Source organism: Devosia sp. 2618 (assembly GCF_040546815.1).
Lineage (GTDB): Bacteria > Pseudomonadota > Alphaproteobacteria > Rhizobiales > Devosiaceae > Devosia.
This window is the reverse complement of record NZ_JBEPOO010000001.1, coordinates 1,922,830-1,942,035: the sequence shown is the minus strand read 5'-3', so window position 1 is coordinate 1,942,035 and position 19,206 is coordinate 1,922,830. Positions and strand designations below refer to the sequence as shown.

The following is a 19,206-nucleotide window of genomic DNA, read 5'->3' as shown; positions in this document are numbered from 1 at the left end:
GCGGCCCGGTTCGCCGGGCCGTTCTCAATCCAGCAGTTCGCCCCAACTGGGGTGCCACATCACGTCATCGTCGATCTCGATGGTGATGCGCTCGACGCTAAGATGCTCGCTCAAAAACTGCGCATAGGGCAGGGCGTCGAGCACGCCTTCGGGCTGTGACTCCGTCGGGTTGAACACCCGCAATCCCGGTGTCGGCAGGGGCCAGCTCACCACCCCTCCCAGCCCATTGGGCAGGGCGAAAATGCGGACGGCGATGGTGTCTTGCAGGCGGTCGGAGGCACGGAGGCGGTAGAAGGCGGGCACAGCAAATTCTCACATTCGCTAGCAAATACGCGGTCCACCCGATTTTGTTTCACCGGCCATGCAAATTTTGACTATCCGATGGTCCGCCACGGCACTTCACCTTCGCTGACGCCTCAAATATAAGCCTTCGACGCGGGGACGACCCCGCATTTTTCCCGTTATTCCGGCTGGGACGACCCGCCACTGCAGGAGCCATCCCATGGCATGGGTTTACCTCGTTATCGCTGGCCTGTTTGAAATGGGCTGGGCAGTTGGCCTCAAATACACCGAAGGCTTTACTCGCATCGGCCCCAGCATACTGACCGTGGTCGCGATGGTCATCAGCGTCGTTCTGCTCGGTCTGGCTTTGCGCGATCTGCCCGTCGGCACCGGCTATGCGGTGTGGACCGGCATCGGCACGGTCGGCACCGCGATCCTGGGCATGTACCTGTTCGGCGACCCAGCCACCGCCGGCCGTCTGGCCTCCATCGCCCTCATCGTCGCCGGCATTGTCGGCCTCAAGGTGCTCAGCTAGCAATCAAGCCACAGACGCAATTTCAACACTTCCTGCGCCAGAACCGCAGGAAGTGTTTTTGTTTTCAGGCACTTGCTCCGACACCCGGATTCAACCCGCCAGCCAGTTGAATCACCACATCAGCCCGACCACTGTTGCAAAAAAGCTGTGGTTCCGGGCCAATTTAGCCGCTCCCAGTTTTGTTAATGGCCAATTGCTCCAAGCTTGCTAGATTCGTTCCAAGCAATGCCGAAGTCGCGTCACCGGCCCGCCAAATACTTGGAGAGCAATTGTGCCCTTGCGCTGGCAGGAAGTGGCTTTGCCACTATTCGTAGTCGTTTGCCTGATCGTTTTGAAATACGTGCCGTTCACCGCCCATCTGCCACTCGCCCGCGCCGCCGGCGTGGTGGCCTTCGGTTACGCCGCCTTCCTCGCGCTGCGCCTTGTGCAAAGCGAAGAGGCCGCCAGCATTGATGGCTGGTCCGAACTGCGCCCATCCATGGTCGAATATTTCGCGTGCTACGGCGCCGCGGCGCTCTCGGCGGTGCTTATGTCGGCCATCATCGTCATCGGCAGCACCAAGCAGGTCGACGCCACCCAGATGGCCGCCACCTTCGCCGCTTCGATCCTGCTCGCAGCGGGCGCTCTCGGCATTGGTCTCGGCGGTCTGTTCACCAAAATCCGCTGGAACAACACCGTCCTCGAACACCGCACCGCGCTGGGTCGCCAGACCAAGATCGCCTGGTCTGACGTCCGTTCGGTCCGCCCCAACTGGCGCGGCATCACCATCGCCACCCACGACGCCCAGCGTGTCACCTTCTCCCAATTCCACTCCGGCGCCGCCCAACTGGCCCTCCACGCCACCAACCGCGCCCGCCGCAATGCCGAGACATCGAGCAAGGCGTTTGCTGCGCTTTAGGTGAGGGGATACCCCCACCTAACCTCCCCCTGATAGGGGGAGGGACCAGATCGAGTGTCGGGCAAAATCTAGCCCAACCCACAGATGAGATTCCTCCCCCTTTTCAGGGGGAGGTTAGGTGGGGGTATTCTTCCTTCGTGCTCCCACCCCCCAATTTTATCCCCACCCCCAAAACCTCCGCTATCATCCACCCCATCTCCTCGGGATACAGGCGGCGCTGCAGCGACCGGCGTCCGGTGAGACAGCCGGGGAAGTGGAGGTCGCGCTCCGCTTCGGGTTGAGCGGACGGATGTTCTGGCGTGAGCTACGGTGACCGCTGAGATCGCGATACCGCCTATCGAGTAAAGGCCCGGCGCCCCGAGACGGTTTTCGTCTCACAAACTTACCTAAACCAGGGGCGAAAACCGTCTCGGGGCTCCGCCTGTCATGACACCCGCAATTCAGGCGGCGCTTCGCCATGCCATTCCTGCCGCGAATACCCGCCATCACGCCAATTCAATTGAGCGCAACCTGCCTCTCGGATAATTTGGCCCCATGAACCAGCCTGTCGTCCTCCGCACCGCCCGCACGGTCTGCCCGCATGATTGCCCATCCGCCTGTGCGCTGGATGTGGACATCATCGACGCGCACACCATTGGCCGGGTGCGCGGCGCCAAGGACGATCCATACACCGCCGGCGTCATCTGCGAAAAAGTCGCCCGCTATGCCGAGCGCGTGCATCACCCCGAGCGCCTGACCCAGCCGCTGCGCCGCACCGGCCCCAAGGGCAGCGGCCAGTTCGAGCCGATCAGCTGGGACGAAGCCCTCGACGAGATCGCCGCCCGCTTCACGGCAATCGAAGCCGAACATGGCCCCGAAGCGATCTGGCCCTATTACTATGCCGGCACCATGGGCCACGTGCACCGAGACGGCATCGACCGGCTGCGCGCCGCCAAGGGCTATTCGCGCCAATACGACACCATCTGCACCGGCACGTCGTGGCCCGGCTATATCGCCGGCACCGGCATGTTGGGCGGGGTCAATCCCGAGCAAATGGCCGAAAGCGACTGCGTCGTCATCTGGGGCACCAATGCCGTGCACACCCAGGTCAATGTCATGACCCATGCCATGCGCGCCAAAAAGGAGCGCAAGGCCAAGATCGTCGTCATCGACATCTATCAGACCGCCACCATGGCGCAGGCCGATCTGGGCCTCGTGCTGCGCCCCGGCACAGATGGCGCGCTGGCTGTCGCTGTCATGCATATCCTCTTGCGCGACAATCTTGCCGACCGCGCCTATATGGAAAAGTACACCGATTTCGGCCCCGATTTCGAAGCCCATCTGGCGACAAAGACACCAGAATGGGCCGCCGACATCACGGGCCTCACGGTCGAAGACATCACCGCTTTCGCCCACCTCGTCGGCACCACGCCACGCAGCTATTTCCGCCTCGGCTATGGCTTCACTCGCCAGCGCAATGGCTCGACCGCCATGCACGCCGCCCTTTGCATTCCGGCCATGACCGGCGCCTGGCAACACCGTGGCGGCGGCGCCTTCCACTCCAATTCGGGTACTTGGAAGCTCGATAAGTCGCGCCTCGAAGGCACCCATCTGCAAAAGGGCGATCCGCGCTGGCTCGACATGTCGGAGATCGGCCCGATCTTGACCGGCGATGCCAAGGCGCTCAAGCATGGCGGGCCGGTCATGGCCATGATCGTGCAAAACACCAATCCGGCCTCCGTCGCGCCCGACCAGACCCTGACCCGTCGCGGTCTCGAGCGCGAAGACCTGTTCACCGTGGTCCACGAACAGTTCATGACCGAGACGGCCGAACTGGCCGATATCGTGCTCCCGGCCACAATGTTCCTCGAGCACAATGACTACTACACGCGCGGCGGCCACACCCGCGTCCTCTATGGGCCAGCGGTGATCGACCGGCTGGCCAATACGCGCTCCAACCATGAAGTCGTCAACGCGCTGGCCCTGCGCCTTGGCCTCGACGACGATATCTTCCGCACCCAAGATCGCGACGTCATCGCCGAAACCTTCCGCCGTTCCAATTATCCCGATCTGGCTGAGGTCGAAAAAACCGGCTTCGTCGATCGCGAACGCCCCGATGCCGTTGCCCGCTTTGCCGATGGCTTCGCCTGGCCCGACAAGCGTTTCCGCTTTGAGCCCAATTGGCAGGCGGTTGCCGACAAGAAGGGTTATTTCTGGACCTGCGACCCGGCCGACATGCCGCGCTTCGCCGACCATTGGGCCATCACCGAAGCCACCGATGACACCCACCCATTCCGCCTCGCCACCAGCCCGGCGCGCGCCTTCCTCAATTCGTCCTTCAACGAAACCCCGGGCAGCCAGAAGCGCGAGGGCGTCCCGTCCGTCTTCATTCATCCTGAAGACGCGGCACGTCTGGGTATCGAAGAGGGGCAGTTCGTCACCGTCGGTAATCGTCGCGGTAATGTCGATCTAACCGCCCGCATCCGCACCGGCCTGCCCACCGGCGTCCTGATCGCCGAAGGCCTCCACCAGAACAAATCCCACCGCGGCGGCAAGGGCATCAACACCCTAACCAACGCCACCCCAGCCCCACCCTTCGGCGGCGCCACCTTCCACGATGCAGCGGTCTGGATCAGACGGGCTGAGTGATTGGGATGAGTGACGGGAGTGGAGCAGGCCAAGGGGCGCTATTTTTGTCCCATCGTCATTACCCGGCTTGTCCGGGTAATCCATCTCTCCACATCTGCTGAAGCATGGATTGCCCGGACAAGCCGGGCAATGACGAAGGAACACGGTGTCGACTAGGGTTTCGGCCCCTCACGAAAAATAAGCGCCCCAAAAGAAATACCCGGTCATGAAGACCCCATATACAATGACTGCATATCGGATCCACTGGGTGGGAATGCGATGGGCGTTCTTGGCTGCCACATAGCCGCCGATCACCACGCCAACCAGCGCAATCGAGCCGTGGTACCAGTCGATCGAGCCGCTGAACGCAAACCGCGCCACCGCCACCAGCGCAACGACAGCCGAAACGTAAAGCTTCAGCCCGTTCATCGCGTGGATATCGCTCATCCCGGCCGTTGCCAGAAAGGCCAGCAGCAAGATGCCAAGGCCCGCATTGAAGAACCCGCCATAGACGCAGACACCGGCGAGGAACAGCAGCAGCAGCCCGCTGCCCAGCAGCTTCATGCCGCGCCGACCACCACTACGCGCCGCGACAAAGCCATTGATCTGGTTGCCGAAAATAAACAGCAGCACGGCAAAGGCCATCAGCCATGGCACGACCAGTCCGAACTGCTCGTCCGACACGACCAGCAGCAGTTCCGCGCCGACATAGCCAAACACGGCGGCCATGATCGTGTAGAGCACCAGCCGGTCCTTGTACTTGACCATGGCATGCCAATAGCCATACGCGCCGCTGGCATAGCCGGGCAGGGCTGCATAGGTGTTGGACGCATTGGCGATCACCGGCGGCACGCCAACGGCGAGCAGAGCGGGGAACACGATGAACGAGCCACCTCCGGCCAGCGAATTGACCGCGCCACCCAACAGGCCGGCAATCAGCAGGAACAGCGTCTCGATAATCATCTGATCTACAACCCCATCACGACCGGCATGGGCCGGGCAAACCCTCAAACATCAGCCCATACCCCGCATCCCCGCGTCTGCCCAACGTTTTCACTTGATCGCCTCATCACCCCAATTGATCGACAGGGCGCTGTAGTTGACAAAATAGGTACGGAGGATCATATCCGTCTCAGGTCGCTGGCACCCGCCGCTCGCCGGATGCAAATCCGATGGTGAAGTCCAGACCCAAGCTTGAGAACGAACCAACGGTTCATCCTTGCAAGGCGCATCATGGCAACGCGAGCCCCCATGGAATAGTCGCCTCATTGCAAATGAGAGGACCTAAGTCATGTCGTTTTCGCTCGATACCCCATCCGCCCAAACCCTCAAATCCGAAGCCAAGGCCCTGCGTTTACAGCGCGCCGATGCTGGCGAAACCCTGTCCCATGGTGCTGCCCTCGAAGTGGTTGCCCGCTCGCACGGCTATCGCGACTGGAACACTGCCCGTGCCGCCTTGCCCGATCGCATCGTCTCTCCCTGGCAGGTCGGCATGCGCGTCAGTGGGCTCTACCTCGATCAGCCTTTCACCGGCATGTTGATCGGCGTGCAGATGCTCAGCGATATGGCCACCTACAAGGTGACCATCAATTTCGACGAGCCGGTGAACGTCACGCCGACCTTCATGTTCGCGGCGCTCCGCCAGCGTGTGGTGTCGACCGTGGACTTGCGCGGCGTGTCGTCCGCCATGCGCGGCAATGGCAATCCGCAGATGGTTCTGCGTCGCGCATGATCACAGCGACAACAAAAGGGCAGGGCGCCGACACGCCTTGCCCTTCATCGTAAATGACCGATATATCTGGTGCAAACGTCGAACCAACCAACGGAATCGTCCATGACCACCCAGACCAAGCCAATCGAGGCCTTTTCGCTGCCCACCCCCAATGGCCAGAAGGTCCACATCATGCTCGAAGAGCTCGGTGTGCCGTGGAACTACCACCGCATCGACATCGGCAAGGGTGATCAGTTCACGCCCGAATTCCTCAAGATTTCGCCAAACAACAAGATTCCCGCCATCGTCGACCCAGAAGGTCCGGGCGGCGAATCCATCTCCATTTTTGAGTCCGGCGCGATCCTGAAATATCTCGGCCTCAAGTTCGGCCAACTCTATCCCACCGACCCGCGCGCGCAGGTCAAGGTCGATGAGTGGCTGTTCTGGCAGGTCGGCGGCTTCGGTCCAATGCTGGGTCAGAACAACCACTTCAACGTCTACGCGCCCGAGAAAATCCCCTACGCCCAGAAGCGCTACACCGATGAAACCCATCGTCTGTTCCGCGTGCTGAACACCCAGCTCGAAGGCAAGGATTTCATCACCGGCGAATATTCGATCGCGGACATCGCCGCCATCGGCTGGGCCCAGGCCTGGGAACGCTACGGCATCACCAAGGCTGAATATCCCAACGTCGTCGCCTGGATCGAACGCCTCAATGCCCGCCCCGCCGTCGAACGCGGCCTCGCCTGGGGTAAAGACGCCACCGCCAAGAGCCTTGCCGACGACAAGGAAGCGCAAAAGATCCTGTTCAATCAGCGCTGATCGACACCAACGATTGGGTTCGGGCAAATCCCGGACCCAATCTCCTGCGTGAGGCTAGAACTTGAAGTTGATCCCGCCGCGAACAGTGCCGAAATTGATCTTGTTGTCGAAGGGGGTTCCTAAAAAAAAAGGTGGCTTCGATGCGGCGTCATAGTGGGCAGTTCCAAGGTCGGTATAGAGATACTCAGCCCGGACGGTCAGCCTGTCGCTCACCGCATATTCCAAACCGGCACCGAGCGACCAGCCAACGTGGGTTTGTGTGCTGCCGAAGGTTTCCCCAAGCAGATTATACTGTAGTTGCCCTGAGCCCACTGCCAGGCCACCGGTAATGTAGGGCAGCAGGCGATCGATCGCCACACCAGCTCGGCCCCTGACAGTTGCAAGATTTCTCACCCCGTTGGTGGCGGTGCCAAAGAAGATCCCCTGGTCATAAAAATCCACCGATTTCGTGACGTTGCTAATGCCAAAGTCAGCTTCTATGCCGAGCACGAAACCGCCGAAATCTTGGTTATAGCCGACTTGTACGCCGCCAATGCCCCCGTTCACGTCAAACGTTTCGTGCTCGTCGAGATTGGTGGTTGTTAGGTTGCCCCAGCCATACCCGCCGTTCACGCCGGCATAAAAGCCGGTCCAGGAGAAATCCGAGGTGCCCATGGCAATCGGATCTGCCTGCGACAGCGACAGGTTCTGCGCCATCACCCCCGAAACGCTGAGAACGGCGAAAGTAGCTGAGGCGCTAAGAACTTTAAGCAATGGAGTTCTCCCAAGTTAACAAAGCTTAAATCGGGGTCCTGAGTCAGTGTCAACCGGATCGGGTTGCCTTGGGGAAAATGCCGCTATCGAGATAATACCCCTTGCGCATCCGCGCTTTGCCCGTGTATCCACCCTGTGCCGGAGAGGTGGCCGAGTGGTCGAAGGCACGCCCCTGCTAAGGGCGCAGAGGTTTTATCGCTTCTCGAGGGTTCGAATCCCTTCCTCTCCGCCACTTTCCCCCATGACATTTATGTTCCTTGTGACAGCCCAGACGGCTGCTGTCGGGTATCAGCTAAACCTTCGGTCTGGTGGCCGATTGCCCTCCCAAACAAACCGCACGTCCGTCAATCAATCTTCATATGATATAACCATAGTGCCGCCATTCGACACGATGTGAGGACTGATGACGATTCCCAAAGGGCGGCCGGTTGCGGCAGGGGGCTTGCATGCAATGGTGCTGACGCAATTGGGTCAGAGTATCGTGCGCGGCGATATTGTGCCGGGTGCGGCCCTACCCAATGCCGATGACTGGAGCACGCAGTTTGGCGTCAGCCGCACAGTCATCCGCGAAGTTGTCAAAGTTCTAGCCGCCAAGGGCATGGTCGAATCGCGCCCCAAGACGGGTACCCGCGTGCGCCCACGTCAGGAGTGGAATTTCCTCGATCCTGACGTGCTCAACTGGCGTTTTGCCGCCGGCGTCAAGGCCGAGGAGGCCAAGGCGATCTTTGAGCTACGCCGCGCCATCGAACCAGCCGCCGCCGCTCTTGCCGCCAATCGCGCCACGGCCGAACATATTGCCCTCCTAGAGGAGCATTTTTCTCAGATGGAGCAGTTTGCCGACGACAGCATCCGCTTCGCCGAGCCCGACCTCGCCTTCCATCAGGCCATTTTGCGGATGACTGGCAACGAACTGTTCGGCTCGCTGGCTTCGGTCATCGAAACCGCGCTGGTGATGAGCTTCCGCCTTACCGACGACAACCCAGGCGGCCAACGTCCATCATTGCCGCTGCATCGCCAGGTGATCGATTGCATCACCAACGGCGACGCCACCGGTGCTAGCGCGGCGGTGCTTGTGCTGCTCGATGAGGCCGAAGACGACGTCACGCGGTCGCTCTCGACGCGTCGCGAAGCCCGGGCAGAGATCTGATGCACCGCTCCGAGATTGACGCTCGCTACGCGGCAACGCACGCCTTGTGCCAGAGGGCTGGCGCATTGGCATTGGCCGGTTTCCGCTCGACGAGCGTGGAGATTAGCGAAAAGGGTCGCCACGATCTGGTCACCAATGTGGATCTGCAGATCGACGCACTGTTTCAGGACGAACTGCGCCGCGCCTTTCCCGATGACGGCATTCTGACCGAGGAAAGCCTCGGGCAGGGCGCCTCAGCCATGTGGGTAGTCGACCCCATCGACGGCACGCAGAACTTCGCCCGTGGGATCGCCCATTTCGCCATCTCGGTGGCTTTCGTCGCCGATGGGACAGTCGAGTTTGGCGTCGTCTACAATCCAGCCACCGCCGAACTGTTCGCCGCGCGTCGCGGCGAAGGCGCAAGTCTCAACGGCCAACCGATCCGCGCCTCACAGGTCACTGCGCCAGGGCGCGCCGTGATCGACATCGGCTATTCAACCAAGCTGCCGCAGTCGCGTTATGTTGCGCTGCTCGATCGAGCGCTTTCCGCAGGCTTCAGTTTCGTCCAGCAAGGCTCCGCCGCCCTGGGGCTTGCACAAGTCGCCTGTCGCCGTATCGATGGCTATGTCGAAGAACACCTCTATAGTTGGGATGTCCTAGCCGGCTTATTGCTGGTGGAGGAAGCTGGCGGCTGGTCCATGCCTTTCGCGCTGGATCGTGATTTCACGCAGGGCCAGCCCGTTCTGGCCTCCGCACGCGCTCTGCAAACCAGCCTGTCCGAAGTCGCCCAGACCCAGTTCTGGACCGGCGGTTCGCTGCTCGGCTCCTAAACCCAGCCCCCATCGACGATATACTGCTGGCTGGTGCACATCGCGCTGTCGTCGGCCGCCAGAAACAGCGCCATGCGCGCAATGTCGTCTGGCACGAGCCGCTTGGTCAGGCATTGCCGCTCGTCGATCTGCTTTTCGCCCGACTCGTTGACCCACAGCGCCTTCTGCCGCTCGGTCATCACCCAGCCAGGCACGAGACAATTGACACGAATGGCGGCGGGGCCGAACTCGCGCGCCAGCGCCCGCGTCATGCCATAAACAGCGGCCTTTGCGGTCACATAGGCCGGGCAATCGGCGTCGCCGACCATCCAGGTGATCGAGCCGAAGTTGATGATCGAGCCACCGCCCAGCTGTCGCATTTGCGGAATGACGGCCTTGGCCGCGAAGAACTGATGCCGCAGATTGACCGCCATCCGGTCGTCCCAATAGGCAGCATCGATATCGAGCGTCTGGTGCCGGTCATCATTGCCGGCATTGTTGCACAGCACCGAAATCGGCCCCTGTTTGCCTGCTACTGATGCGATGGCAGAAGCCAGCGCGTCGACGTCTCGCAAGTCGCACGCGATAAAACTTGGAGCCCGCGCGCCACTCGCGGCAATCTCCTCCACCAAACCGTGGCCTGCCGCCTCATTGATATCGATGAAGCCCACTTTTGCGCCTTGCGCGGCGAAGCTACGCACCAGGCTTTCGCCAATACCGCTGGCGCCGCCGGTGATGAAGACGCTGCGATCCTCAAGGCTCGGGTAGTTGGCATAGCGCTTGGTTGTCATGTCGTCAGTCCAGCAAAAAAAAGGGATTTCGCGCTCCGTTACCAAGCTTTTGTGACACTCGTTTTGCGACTGGTTAGCGCAGCGGAAACCCCGCTTTTCCATATAGTATGAATAATATGAAGATTGTCATGAGGCCGTCATTCGCCCGTGATTGAAGGTGCCGCGTTATCCAAGCGAGGCATTACGTGACGGCGGTTGAAGACAATATCTGGGTGCGGATCCAGGGGCTCGACAAGCGGTTTGATGCGCAACACGCGTTGCGCCATCTCGATCTCGATATCGGTCGTGGTGAGCTTGTTTCGCTGCTTGGTCCATCGGGCTGCGGCAAGACGACGACGCTCCGCCTGATCGCTGGTTTTGAAACCCCGACTGCCGGTTCCGTCACCATTGGCGGCCGCAATATCCTGTCCGAACAGGCCCATCGCCGTGGCATGGGCGTGGTGTTCCAGAACTACGCGCTGTTCCCCCATCTCAGCGCCGCCGACAACGTCGCCTTCGGTCTGCGTCTCGCCCGCCGCCATAGAACGGAAATAGCCGCCCGCGTCGATGAACTGTTGACGCTGGTCGGTCTGCCCCATGCGCGCGACAAATTCCCTGACCAGATGAGTGGCGGCCAGCAGCAGCGCGTCGCGATCGCTCGCGCACTGGCTATCAATCCGCAAATGCTGTTGCTCGACGAGCCGCTGAGTGCGCTCGATGCCGTCATTCGGCTTGAGCTGCGTAATGCCATTCGGGACATCCAGCAGCGGCTCGGCGTCACCACGCTGTTCGTCACGCACGACCAGGAAGAGGCGCTGGCCATTTCAGATCGCGTCGTCGTGATGCGCGACGGACGCATCGAACAGGTCGGTATACCTGAAGATATCTATGCCCGCCCGGCCACGCGCTTCGTCGCTGGCTTTATCGGACGCGGCAATATCTTCGAGGGCAGGGTGGCCGATCCGGCTAACGGCCAAATCGATCTCGGGGCATTCGACGCGACGGTCTCGCCAAGCCTTCTGGCAGGAGCTGTTACTGGAGCGCCACTGGCCCTCGTCGTGCGGCCTGACGCCGTCAGCGTTGGACCCAACACGTCCCAGCCGGGCAGTAATGCCGTCTCCGGAACTGTGGCCGGCAGCACGTTCCAGGGTGGTTCTCGCCATCTCGAAATCCAGACCGACACCGGCCTCTGCCTTGCCGCCAATGTGCCTGCCGCGCATGGCGCCAGCTGGAAAATCGGCGATCGCGTTTGCGCCAGCTTTGCGCCCGAAGCCTGCCACGTCATCTTGGGAGCCGCAGCATGAGCCCAGCCAGTATGAAGCTCACCGTTGTCGGAGCCGGCACTATTCTGCCCGCCCACGGCCGTTCGCCGTCCTGCCACCTGCTCGAGCTCGGCGATCGCCGCTACATCTTTGATCTCGGTCCCGGCGCACTCGGCCGGCTGGCGTCGCATGGCGTCGACTACCGTCAGATCGACACGCTGTTCATCTCCCATCTGCACCCCGACCACGTTCTTGACGTCGTGACCTTGCTGCAGGCCAACAATGCCACGCCCGGCTGGCAGCGCATCAAGCCGTTGCGCCTGATCGGTTGCTACGGTCTTGAGGAATTCGTCACGCGCCTGCTGACCATCTTCCGCGACGCCATTCCGGAAACCTACGCGTTACAGTTCAATGAGCTGAGCGTCGGCCGCCACCAGATCGACGGCATCGCGGTTGAGGTCGCGCTCACCGGTCACACCAGCAACAGTATCGCGTTCCGCCTCGAATACGAGGGCAGGGCGTTCGTCTATAGCGGGGACGCTACTGACGTGCCTGCGCTGGTCGAAATCGCGCGCGATGCTGATCTGTTCCTCTGCGAGTGTTCTTTCAGCGGCGGCTATCCGACCGAAGACCACCTCACAGCCATCACCGCTTCACGCATCGCCCAAAGCGCCAATGTGCGCCACCTTGTGCTGACGCACACCTACCCGTCCATTGAGCATGCTCTGGTGCTCGAACAGGCTGGCACGATGTTTGGTGGCGAAATAACCGTCACCACGGATGGCGCGGTGGTCACATGCTGAAACGCCCCCACGCCGCTTGGTTAGGCCTTGCACCCTTCCTGATCTTCGTTCTGGCCCTTGAACTGTTGCCACTAGGTGGGCTCGTCTGGTCGGCCTTTTCCGACGCGGGCATGTTCTCGTTCGCCAATTTCGCCCGTGCCGCACGTCCGACCATCGTCACCGGTTTTGCCAACAGTATCGGCCTGTCGCTGGCCACGGCGTCGCTCGGCACGTTGGCTGGGCTCGTCATCGCCTATCTGTTGGTCACCGGCCGCAGCAGTCGCTGGCGCGATGGCATAATCGCGCTTTCGACCGTCGCAGCCAATTTCGGCGGGGCGCCGCTGGCCTTTGCCTTCATCATCGCGCTGGGCTCCACCGGCATGATCACCATGCTGCTCGCTCAGGTCGGCATCACGCTCTATCCCGGCGTCCGCATCTATTCGATCAGCGGACTGGTCGTCGCCTATCTCTATTTTCAAATCCCGCTGGCTATCCTTCTGTTGTTGCCGTCGGTTCAGGGCCTGCGCAAGGAATGGCGCGAGGCGGCCACCAGCCTAGGCGCCGATCCACGCAATTATTGGCTCCTCGTCGGCCTGCCGCTACTGCGCCCAAGCATTGCCAGCTGTTTCTGCCTGCTGTTTGCCAATTCCTTCGGTGCTTATGCCACGGCCTGGACGCTGACCGGTTCCTCGGTCGAACTCGTCACCGTGCAGATCGCCGCCCTTATCCGCGGTGAAGTGCAGCTCGATCCAGCGTTGGCCGACGCCATCGCTGTCCTCTCCATGCTCGTCATGGCCGCCAGCATCCTTCTGCAGCGCGTCTTTTCCCGCCGTGAAAGGACCGTGTCGAGATGAGCCAGAACCTCTCCCCAAAAGTGCGCGCCGGCCTGTCGTTCCGCGCCATCACAATCGGCCTGTTCCTTGCCTTCATGATCCTGCCCGTTGTGGCGACGGCACTGTTCTCCGTCTCCATCCGCTGGGATCGCTCCATCCTGCCCGAAGGGTTGACGTTCGATTGGTGGATCAAGGTCACCTCAGAGCGCGGCTTCCAGCGCTCGTTGACCAATTCGCTGACCATCTCGCTCTCGACCGTTCTAGCCTCGTTGGCGTTGATCGCCCCGACGGCGTTCTGGGTCCACACCCGCGTCCCGCGCGCCAAGCCGCTGATGGAAGTACTGGTCATCCTGCCCTTCGGCTTTCCGGCTGTCGTGCTGGCTTTGGGTCTCGTGCGGCTCTATTCGCCGCTGCCGATTGCGGTGGTCAATACGCCCGCCATGCTGGTTGCCGCCTATGTCGTGATCACGCTGCCCTTCATGTACCGCGCCATCATGAACGGGCTCGAGGCCATCGATACGGCGGCCCTCTCCAATGCTGCCCGCAGCCTTGGCGCCAATGATGTCCAGATCTTCCTCAAGGTCATCCTGCCCAATATTCGCGGTGGCTTGGTCAGCGGCAGTCTTCTGGTTTTCTCGGCCGCTTTCGCCGAGTTCGCTTTGGCCAATCTGTTGGTGGGGACACGTCTCAAGACCTTCCCCATCTACCTGGTCGAATTCACCCGTTTCGATGCCCGTCAGGCCAGTGCGCTCGCACTGATCAGCTTCTCCGCTGCCTGGCTGGTGTCGATGGCGCTGCTGTCGTCTTCGGCACGCCGTCCCTCCACGCGTGGGTCCTCCGCCACCGCGTGATCGCCTGTCTGTCTACCTTTCTCCTCAAGGAAATATCCAATGTTCAAGTCGATCCTGAAACAAGCTGCCAGCGTCGCCGTGCTGGGCCTGTCCATCGCCTCGGCTCATGCCCAGAGCACGACAGAAATCACCGAAGCCGCCCACAAGGAAGGCAACCTCATCAGCTACGGCATGTCCGATGACTGGGTGAACCTCGGCAACATCTTCGGCCGCATCGAGGAAATCTACGGCGTCGAGCACGTCGACACCGACATGACCTCGGCTGAAGAAATCACCCGCCTGCTGGCCGAAAAGAACGCACCAGTCATGGACATTGCCGACATCGGCTATGATTTCCTCGGCCGTCTGGTCGGCGAAAACCTCGCTGCCAGCTACAAGAATTCCAGCTGGGATTCGATCAAGCCAGAATTCAAGGATCCCGATGGCCGTTGGGCTTCCGGCTACTGGGGCGCCATCTCGTTTCTCGTGAACACAGATCAGGTCAAGGTTCTGCCAGCCACCTGGAATGACCTGCTGAAGCCAGAATACAAGGATCAGGTCTGCTCGCGCGATCCACGCGTCTCGACCTATGCCACCGCCTCGGTTCTGGCCGCTGCCTATGCCAATGGCGGCGACGAGACCAATGTCCAGCCGGGTATCGACTGGTTCACCAAGCTGCGTGACACCGGCAACCTGCGCGACGGCGTCGTGCTCAATGTCGCGTCGATCCAGAAGGGTGAATGCCCGATCTCGCTGGTCTATGACTTTGACGGTTTCGCCAAGCGCGACGCGACCGGCCTGCCGCTCGAAGTGATCATCCCATCCGACGCGTCAGTTGGCATGCTGTTCTCGCAATATATCAATGCCCTCGCGCCAAACCCAAATGCCGCCAAGGGCGCCATTGACTTCATCTTCTCCGACGAAGGTCAGGTCATGCTCGCCGAAGGCTATGCCCACCCAACGCGTGACGTGACCCTGCCAGCCGAAGTTGCCGCCAAGCTGCTGCCAGCTTCGGCCTATGCCAATGTTCACTTCCCGACCAACCTTGAGAGCTTCTCGGGCGCCGTCGCCAAGATCGTCGAAGGCTGGAACGCCGTCGTCGGCCAGTAATCAAACCCCGCCCGTCGGAACATGCGACGCCGGGCGAAACGTTTGATCTGGTAAGGCCGTGGTGGACAGAAATGTCCGCCACGGCTTTTTCATTTTCAGTCTGCGTCACGAGTTCGCGCGTTAGAAAATTGCAGAGCGACCAGCGGTCCAACAGTATGGCACACATGTTCTGATGACAGTTTTAGACCCTGCTAAGAAACTGTTGTATCTGATAAATTTCGCGATCGCGTAACCTTGAAGTTTCCGGCTTTCGCCTCCGAACTTACTCTCCCTCAACGCCATTGACCAACGCCACTTGCTTCAGTATTGGTTTAATGGCTGGACCACTGGGTGATCTGGCCGAAAGCTTGGAGGAGCTGGATGAAATCCGGGAAACTGACGTTTCGCTTCGTCACCATCGCAGCCGATGAGGAGCTGTTTCGCGTCGTATCGCGTGGCCTCGCCGATGCCGCTGCAGCGATGAACGTCGACGCCAGTCTCGTCGGTACGCCTGGCTTCGACCTCGCCGAATTCAAGGCTCTGGTGCGTCAGGCGCTGGCAGACCATGTGGACGGACTGGCCCTCAATATTTTCGACGCCCACGCATTGAGCGATGTCATGGCCGAAGCTGCCGCTCAGAACGTGCCGGTCGTGGCCTTCAACATCGACGCCGCCAAAGGCGCTAGTGGCAACCTGGCCTATGTGATGCAGGACTTCATTACCGCCGGTGAAGCCCTCGGACGCCGCGCTGCAGCCACGCTCGCCGACGGCGACAAAGTCATCATCACCATGCACGACGAAGGCGTCGGCGCACTGGAACAGCGTGGGGCAGGGATTGCGCGTGGTCTATCCGACCGCAACGCCAACATCCGCTACGTCGTGACCGGCAGGGAGCCGCACAAAGGCGCCGACCTGCTGCAATCCGTGCTGAAGGACTTCCCAGCCCGCGTCATCATCGGCACCGGTCAGCCCGATAGCGAAGCCGCCGGTCTTGTCGCGCAGGCCCAGCCGCAAGGCCAAATCTACGCCGCGGGCTTCGATCTGTCGCCCGGCATCGTCGACCTCATCAGCGATGGGCACCTCGACTGCACCATCGACCAGCAGCCCTACCTGCAGGGCTATTACCCGGTCGTCCAGCTGGCGCTCTATCTCCGCTTTGGCCTCATGCCGCCGTCGCTCGACGCCGGTGCCGCAATCGTCGACCGGCACAATGTCGGTTCGGTTCTCAAACTCAGCAAAGACTTCATCCGCTAGGGTCCGTCATGAAAATCATCTCCATCGAGCCATTCATCCTGCATGTCCCGGTCAACGTGCCGTCGATCTCGGATTCCACCCACACGATCACCCATTGGGGCGTGGTGGGCGTCAAGATCGGCAGCGACAACGGCCTGTTCGGCTACGGTTACACCGGCACCCACGCCCACCTCGAAACCGACCGGCTGGTGACCGCTTGTATCGACAAATCCTACGGCCCGCTGCTGATGGGCGAGGATGCGCAGGATAGCGACCGCCTCTGGCAGAAGCTGGCGCGATACCCGGCCATTCAGTGGGTCGGCCGCGCAGGCGTCACCCACATCGCGCTCGCCGCCATCGATATCGCCCTCTGGGATCTGCGCGCCAAGGCCGCTGGCCTGCCGCTGTGGAAACTGCTCGGCGGCGCCACATCGGACAAGCTCGAAGCCTACAACACCGATATCGGCTGGCTCTCCGTCCCCAAGGACAAGCTCGTCGACGGCTGCAAGCGCGCCATCGAAGTGGATGGCTTCCAGCGCCTCAAGATCAAGGTTGGTCATGCCAATCCAATGGTCGACATCGAGCGCTTTGCCGCCGTCCGCAAGGCCGTTGGCCCTAATGTCACCATCGCCATCGACGCCAATGGCAAATGGGACTTGCCCACCGCTCAGCGCTTCTGCGCTCGGGCCGAACCACTGGACGTGTTCTGGCTCGAAGAGCCGATGTGGTACGACGATATCGCCTCGCACGCCGCGCTGGCGCAGTCGACGACCATTCCGATCGCACTGGGCGAACAGCTCTATACCGCCGAGGCGTTCAACAGCTTCATGGACGCGCGCGCCGTCGAATATGTGCAGCCTGATGTGACCCGCGTTGCTGGTATCACCGAATATATCCAAGTCGCCCACAGCGCCCATTCGCGCCGTCTGCCAATCGTCGCCCATGTTGGCGATATGGGCCAGATCCACGTCCATCTGTCCTACTGGCACCCGGCAACGACGATGCTGGAATACATTCCATGGATCAAGGATTGCTTCGTCGAGCCGATCAAGGTCGAGGGTGGCCACTATGTGCGGCCACAGCAACCCGGCGCCAGCACTACGCTGACCGAAGCCGCCATTGCCTCGTTCAGCCAGCGCCTCTAGGAGAAACTCATGCCATCCAAGAGTCTGGATCAGGAGTTCGAGGGCAAAACAGCCTTCGTTCTCGGCGGCAGCTCCGGCATCGGCCTGGCCTCAGCCCGGCTGCTCGCCGAGCGCGGCGCCAAAGTGGTCATCGTCGGCCACGCACCGGATACGCTTGACGTCGCCGAGGACCTATCAGCTGGCGGCCGCAAGGTCATCGGCCTGCATGGCGACGCCAGCCAGTCCGACTTCGTGCATCAGGCCATCGAAACCACGGCAAAGAGCTTCGGCAGCATCGATGTCATGCTGTGCTCCGCCGCCATCCATCCGGTTGGCGATGTGGTGGAGACGGACGAAGCCAGCTGGGACCGGGCATTCGCCGTCAACGTCAAGTCGATGTACCTGGCCTGCCATTTCGGCGTGCCGCACATGATCGCAGCGGGCGGCGGCTCCATCGTCACCGTCGCCTCGGTTCAGGCCACGTCGAACACGCCGGGCGTCTGCGCCTATGCCAGCACCAAGGGCGCGATTGTGTCCTTCACACACACGCTGGCCATCGACCTTGCCAAGCACGGCATCCGCGCCAACACGGTCTGTCCGGGCTCGATCATCACCCCGATGCAGGAGCATTTTGCCAAGGCGAATGGCAACGGCAGAAGTGTCGAGGATATGTACAAGGAGTTCGCCAAGCCGGTTCCGCTGGGTCGGTTGGGCACTGCCCTTGAGATTGCCGAACTCATCGGATTTCTGGCGAGCGAGCGCTCCGGATTCTGCACCGGTGCCGAGTTTACTGCAGACGGTGGACTGCTGGCCGGTCTTCGGATTTTCTAGCAGCCATTTGGGAGAACGTGATGCGACGCATCGATACACACATGCATTTCTGGACGCTGGCGCTGGAGCATAGCTATGCGCTCTGGATGTCGCCAGAACTCGAAGTGCTCTATCGCGACTATGGCCCGGTCGACGCCAAGCCTTGGGCGGACCAGTACAATGTTGAAGGCTGCGTGCTGGTATCTGCGGGCTCGACCGTCGAAGAACTCGGCTACCTGCTGGGCCTCGCCAATGGCCACAGCTTCATCCGCGGCATTGTCGGCTGGGTCGATATGCTGGGGCAGGGCGTTGCTGGCAATCTCGAGCAATTGGCGCGCAGCCCATCGCTCAAGGGCATTCGTCCATATCTGCAGGACCTGCCGGACGATGACTGGATCCTGCGCCCCGATCTCGATCCGGCCATCCAGTCCGCTCTCGACCTCGGCCTGCGTTTTGATGCGCTGATCAAACCGCGCCACATTCTCAATACCGTGCGCTTCATCGAGCGCTACCCCACCTTGCCGGTAATCGTCGATCACATGGCCAAGCCTGCCATCAACAAGGGCGAGCACGATGCCTGGGCGCGCGACATGGAACAGTTCCGTGACCTGACCCATGTGCATTGCAAGCTCTCCGGTCTTTTGACGGAAGATGGCCCCGATTGGACGCCCGATCGGGTCAAACCCTATCTGGAAACCGTCATCGACATTTTCGGCCCCGACCGGCTGGTTTTCGGCAGCGATTGGCCCGTGGTCAATTTGGTTGCCGACTACGGCAAATGGGTCGGTGTCGTTGCCGACGCGCTGAAACCCTTGTCGCCAGACGACCAGCAAAAGGTCTGGGCCACCAACGCCGAACGCTTCTACGGCCTCTAGCCTATGAGCGCGCCAGGCGCTCGAAAAGAGGCCGCAAACTAACTGGCTGGACCAC

General features: G+C 61.2%; 20 protein-coding genes and 1 tRNA gene. 17 read left to right on the top strand and 4 right to left on the bottom strand.

The annotated features are described in order from the left end of the window. Positions 1-24: 24 nt before the first annotated feature. Complete coding sequence (locus ABIE28_RS09775) at positions 25-303, bottom strand: hypothetical protein (RefSeq protein WP_354062407.1); 279 nt, start codon at positions 301-303, stop codon at positions 25-27. A 199-nt stretch (positions 304-502) separates the two neighbouring features. Between ABIE28_RS09775 and sugE the strand changes: the two genes are divergently transcribed. From sugE to ABIE28_RS09760, 3 genes are all read left to right on the top strand, one after another. Continuing rightward, on the top strand, positions 503-817 hold the full coding sequence (sugE, locus tag ABIE28_RS09770) for a quaternary ammonium compound efflux SMR transporter SugE (protein WP_354062405.1): 315 nt from the start codon (positions 503-505) through the stop codon (positions 815-817). 271 nt (positions 818-1,088) lie between these two features. Then, complete coding sequence (locus tag ABIE28_RS09765) at positions 1,089-1,715, top strand: hypothetical protein (protein WP_354062403.1); 627 nt, start codon at positions 1,089-1,091, stop codon at positions 1,713-1,715. A gap of 534 nt (positions 1,716-2,249) precedes the next feature. After that, a complete protein-coding gene (locus tag ABIE28_RS09760) occupies positions 2,250-4,343 on the top strand; it encodes a molybdopterin-containing oxidoreductase family protein (protein WP_354062401.1) in 2,094 nt (697 codons plus the stop codon). A gap of 168 nt (positions 4,344-4,511) precedes the next feature. Here ABIE28_RS09760 and ABIE28_RS09755 read toward each other — a convergent pair whose 3' ends face one another. Further along, complete coding sequence (locus tag ABIE28_RS09755; protein WP_354062399.1) at positions 4,512-5,285, bottom strand: sulfite exporter TauE/SafE family protein; 774 nt, start codon at positions 5,283-5,285, stop codon at positions 4,512-4,514. A gap of 328 nt (positions 5,286-5,613) precedes the next feature. On the opposite strand from ABIE28_RS09755, the gene ABIE28_RS09750 reads away from it, so the two are divergent. Both ABIE28_RS09750 and ABIE28_RS09745 read left to right on the top strand, forming a co-directional pair. Then, positions 5,614-6,054 (top strand): glyoxalase superfamily protein, encoded by a 441-nt coding sequence (locus ABIE28_RS09750; protein ID WP_354062397.1) that lies wholly within the window; start codon positions 5,614-5,616, stop codon positions 6,052-6,054. A 102-nt stretch (positions 6,055-6,156) separates the two neighbouring features. Then, positions 6,157-6,855, top strand: coding sequence for a glutathione S-transferase family protein (locus ABIE28_RS09745; RefSeq protein ID WP_354062395.1), 699 nt, complete (start codon positions 6,157-6,159; stop codon positions 6,853-6,855). 54 nt (positions 6,856-6,909) lie between these two features. Here the strand turns inward: ABIE28_RS09745 and ABIE28_RS09740 are convergent, their stop codons facing one another. Beyond that, positions 6,910-7,608 carry an outer membrane protein gene (locus ABIE28_RS09740; protein WP_354062393.1) on the bottom strand — a complete coding sequence of 233 codons (699 nt, stop codon included), beginning with the start codon at positions 7,606-7,608 and terminating at the stop codon, positions 6,910-6,912. A gap of 140 nt (positions 7,609-7,748) precedes the next feature. Between ABIE28_RS09740 and ABIE28_RS09735 the strand changes: the two genes are divergently transcribed. From ABIE28_RS09735 to ABIE28_RS09725, 3 genes are all read left to right on the top strand, one after another. Next, positions 7,749-7,840: transfer RNA gene (locus tag ABIE28_RS09735), tRNA-Ser, on the top strand. Positions 7,841-8,011: 171 nt separating this feature from the next. Beyond that, complete coding sequence (locus ABIE28_RS09730; RefSeq protein WP_354062391.1) at positions 8,012-8,755, top strand: FadR/GntR family transcriptional regulator; 744 nt, start codon at positions 8,012-8,014, stop codon at positions 8,753-8,755. Then, positions 8,755-9,564, top strand: a complete 810-nt coding sequence (locus tag ABIE28_RS09725) for an inositol monophosphatase family protein (protein ID WP_354062389.1) — start codon at positions 8,755-8,757, stop codon at positions 9,562-9,564. The genes ABIE28_RS09730 and ABIE28_RS09725 overlap by 1 nt, the downstream gene beginning before the upstream one ends. Here ABIE28_RS09725 and ABIE28_RS09720 read toward each other — a convergent pair. Further along, positions 9,561-10,334 (bottom strand): SDR family NAD(P)-dependent oxidoreductase, encoded by a 774-nt coding sequence (locus ABIE28_RS09720; RefSeq protein WP_354062387.1) that lies wholly within the window; start codon positions 10,332-10,334, stop codon positions 9,561-9,563. The two genes, ABIE28_RS09725 and ABIE28_RS09720, sit on opposite strands and share 4 nt — an antisense overlap. A gap of 185 nt (positions 10,335-10,519) precedes the next feature. Here ABIE28_RS09720 and ABIE28_RS09715 point away from each other — a divergent pair, with 185 nt between their 5' ends. From ABIE28_RS09715 to ABIE28_RS09675, 9 genes are all read left to right on the top strand, one after another. Further along, the gene (locus tag ABIE28_RS09715; protein WP_354062385.1) at positions 10,520-11,617 is read left to right on the top strand and encodes an ABC transporter ATP-binding protein; all 1,098 of its coding nucleotides are present in this window, start codon (positions 10,520-10,522) and stop codon (positions 11,615-11,617) included. Next, positions 11,614-12,378 (top strand): MBL fold metallo-hydrolase, encoded by a 765-nt coding sequence (locus ABIE28_RS09710; protein ID WP_354062383.1) that lies wholly within the window; start codon positions 11,614-11,616, stop codon positions 12,376-12,378. The genes ABIE28_RS09715 and ABIE28_RS09710 overlap by 4 nt, the downstream gene beginning before the upstream one ends. Continuing rightward, positions 12,372-13,211, top strand: coding sequence for an ABC transporter permease (locus tag ABIE28_RS09705; protein WP_354062377.1), 840 nt, complete (start codon positions 12,372-12,374; stop codon positions 13,209-13,211). Before ABIE28_RS09710 ends, ABIE28_RS09705 begins: the two co-directional genes overlap by 7 nt. Beyond that, the gene (locus ABIE28_RS09700; RefSeq protein ID WP_354062375.1) at positions 13,208-14,041 is read left to right on the top strand and encodes an ABC transporter permease; all 834 of its coding nucleotides are present in this window, start codon (positions 13,208-13,210) and stop codon (positions 14,039-14,041) included. Before ABIE28_RS09705 ends, ABIE28_RS09700 begins: the two co-directional genes overlap by 4 nt. Before the next feature lie 39 nt (positions 14,042-14,080). Then, positions 14,081-15,130 (top strand): ABC transporter substrate-binding protein, encoded by a 1,050-nt coding sequence (locus ABIE28_RS09695; protein ID WP_354062373.1) that lies wholly within the window; start codon positions 14,081-14,083, stop codon positions 15,128-15,130. Positions 15,131-15,490: 360 nt separating this feature from the next. Beyond that, the gene (locus ABIE28_RS09690; protein ID WP_354062371.1) at positions 15,491-16,363 is read left to right on the top strand and encodes a substrate-binding domain-containing protein; all 873 of its coding nucleotides are present in this window, start codon (positions 15,491-15,493) and stop codon (positions 16,361-16,363) included. A gap of 8 nt (positions 16,364-16,371) precedes the next feature. Beyond that, entirely contained in the window at positions 16,372-17,487 is a 1,116-nt protein-coding gene (locus ABIE28_RS09685) for a mandelate racemase/muconate lactonizing enzyme family protein (protein ID WP_354062369.1), read from the top strand. 9 nt (positions 17,488-17,496) lie between these two features. Next, entirely contained in the window at positions 17,497-18,297 is an 801-nt protein-coding gene (locus tag ABIE28_RS09680; RefSeq protein ID WP_354062367.1) for an SDR family NAD(P)-dependent oxidoreductase, read from the top strand. 20 nt (positions 18,298-18,317) lie between these two features. Next, positions 18,318-19,151 carry an amidohydrolase family protein gene (locus ABIE28_RS09675; RefSeq protein WP_354062365.1) on the top strand — a complete coding sequence of 278 codons (834 nt, stop codon included), beginning with the start codon at positions 18,318-18,320 and terminating at the stop codon, positions 19,149-19,151. Positions 19,152-19,206 lie beyond the last annotated feature (55 nt).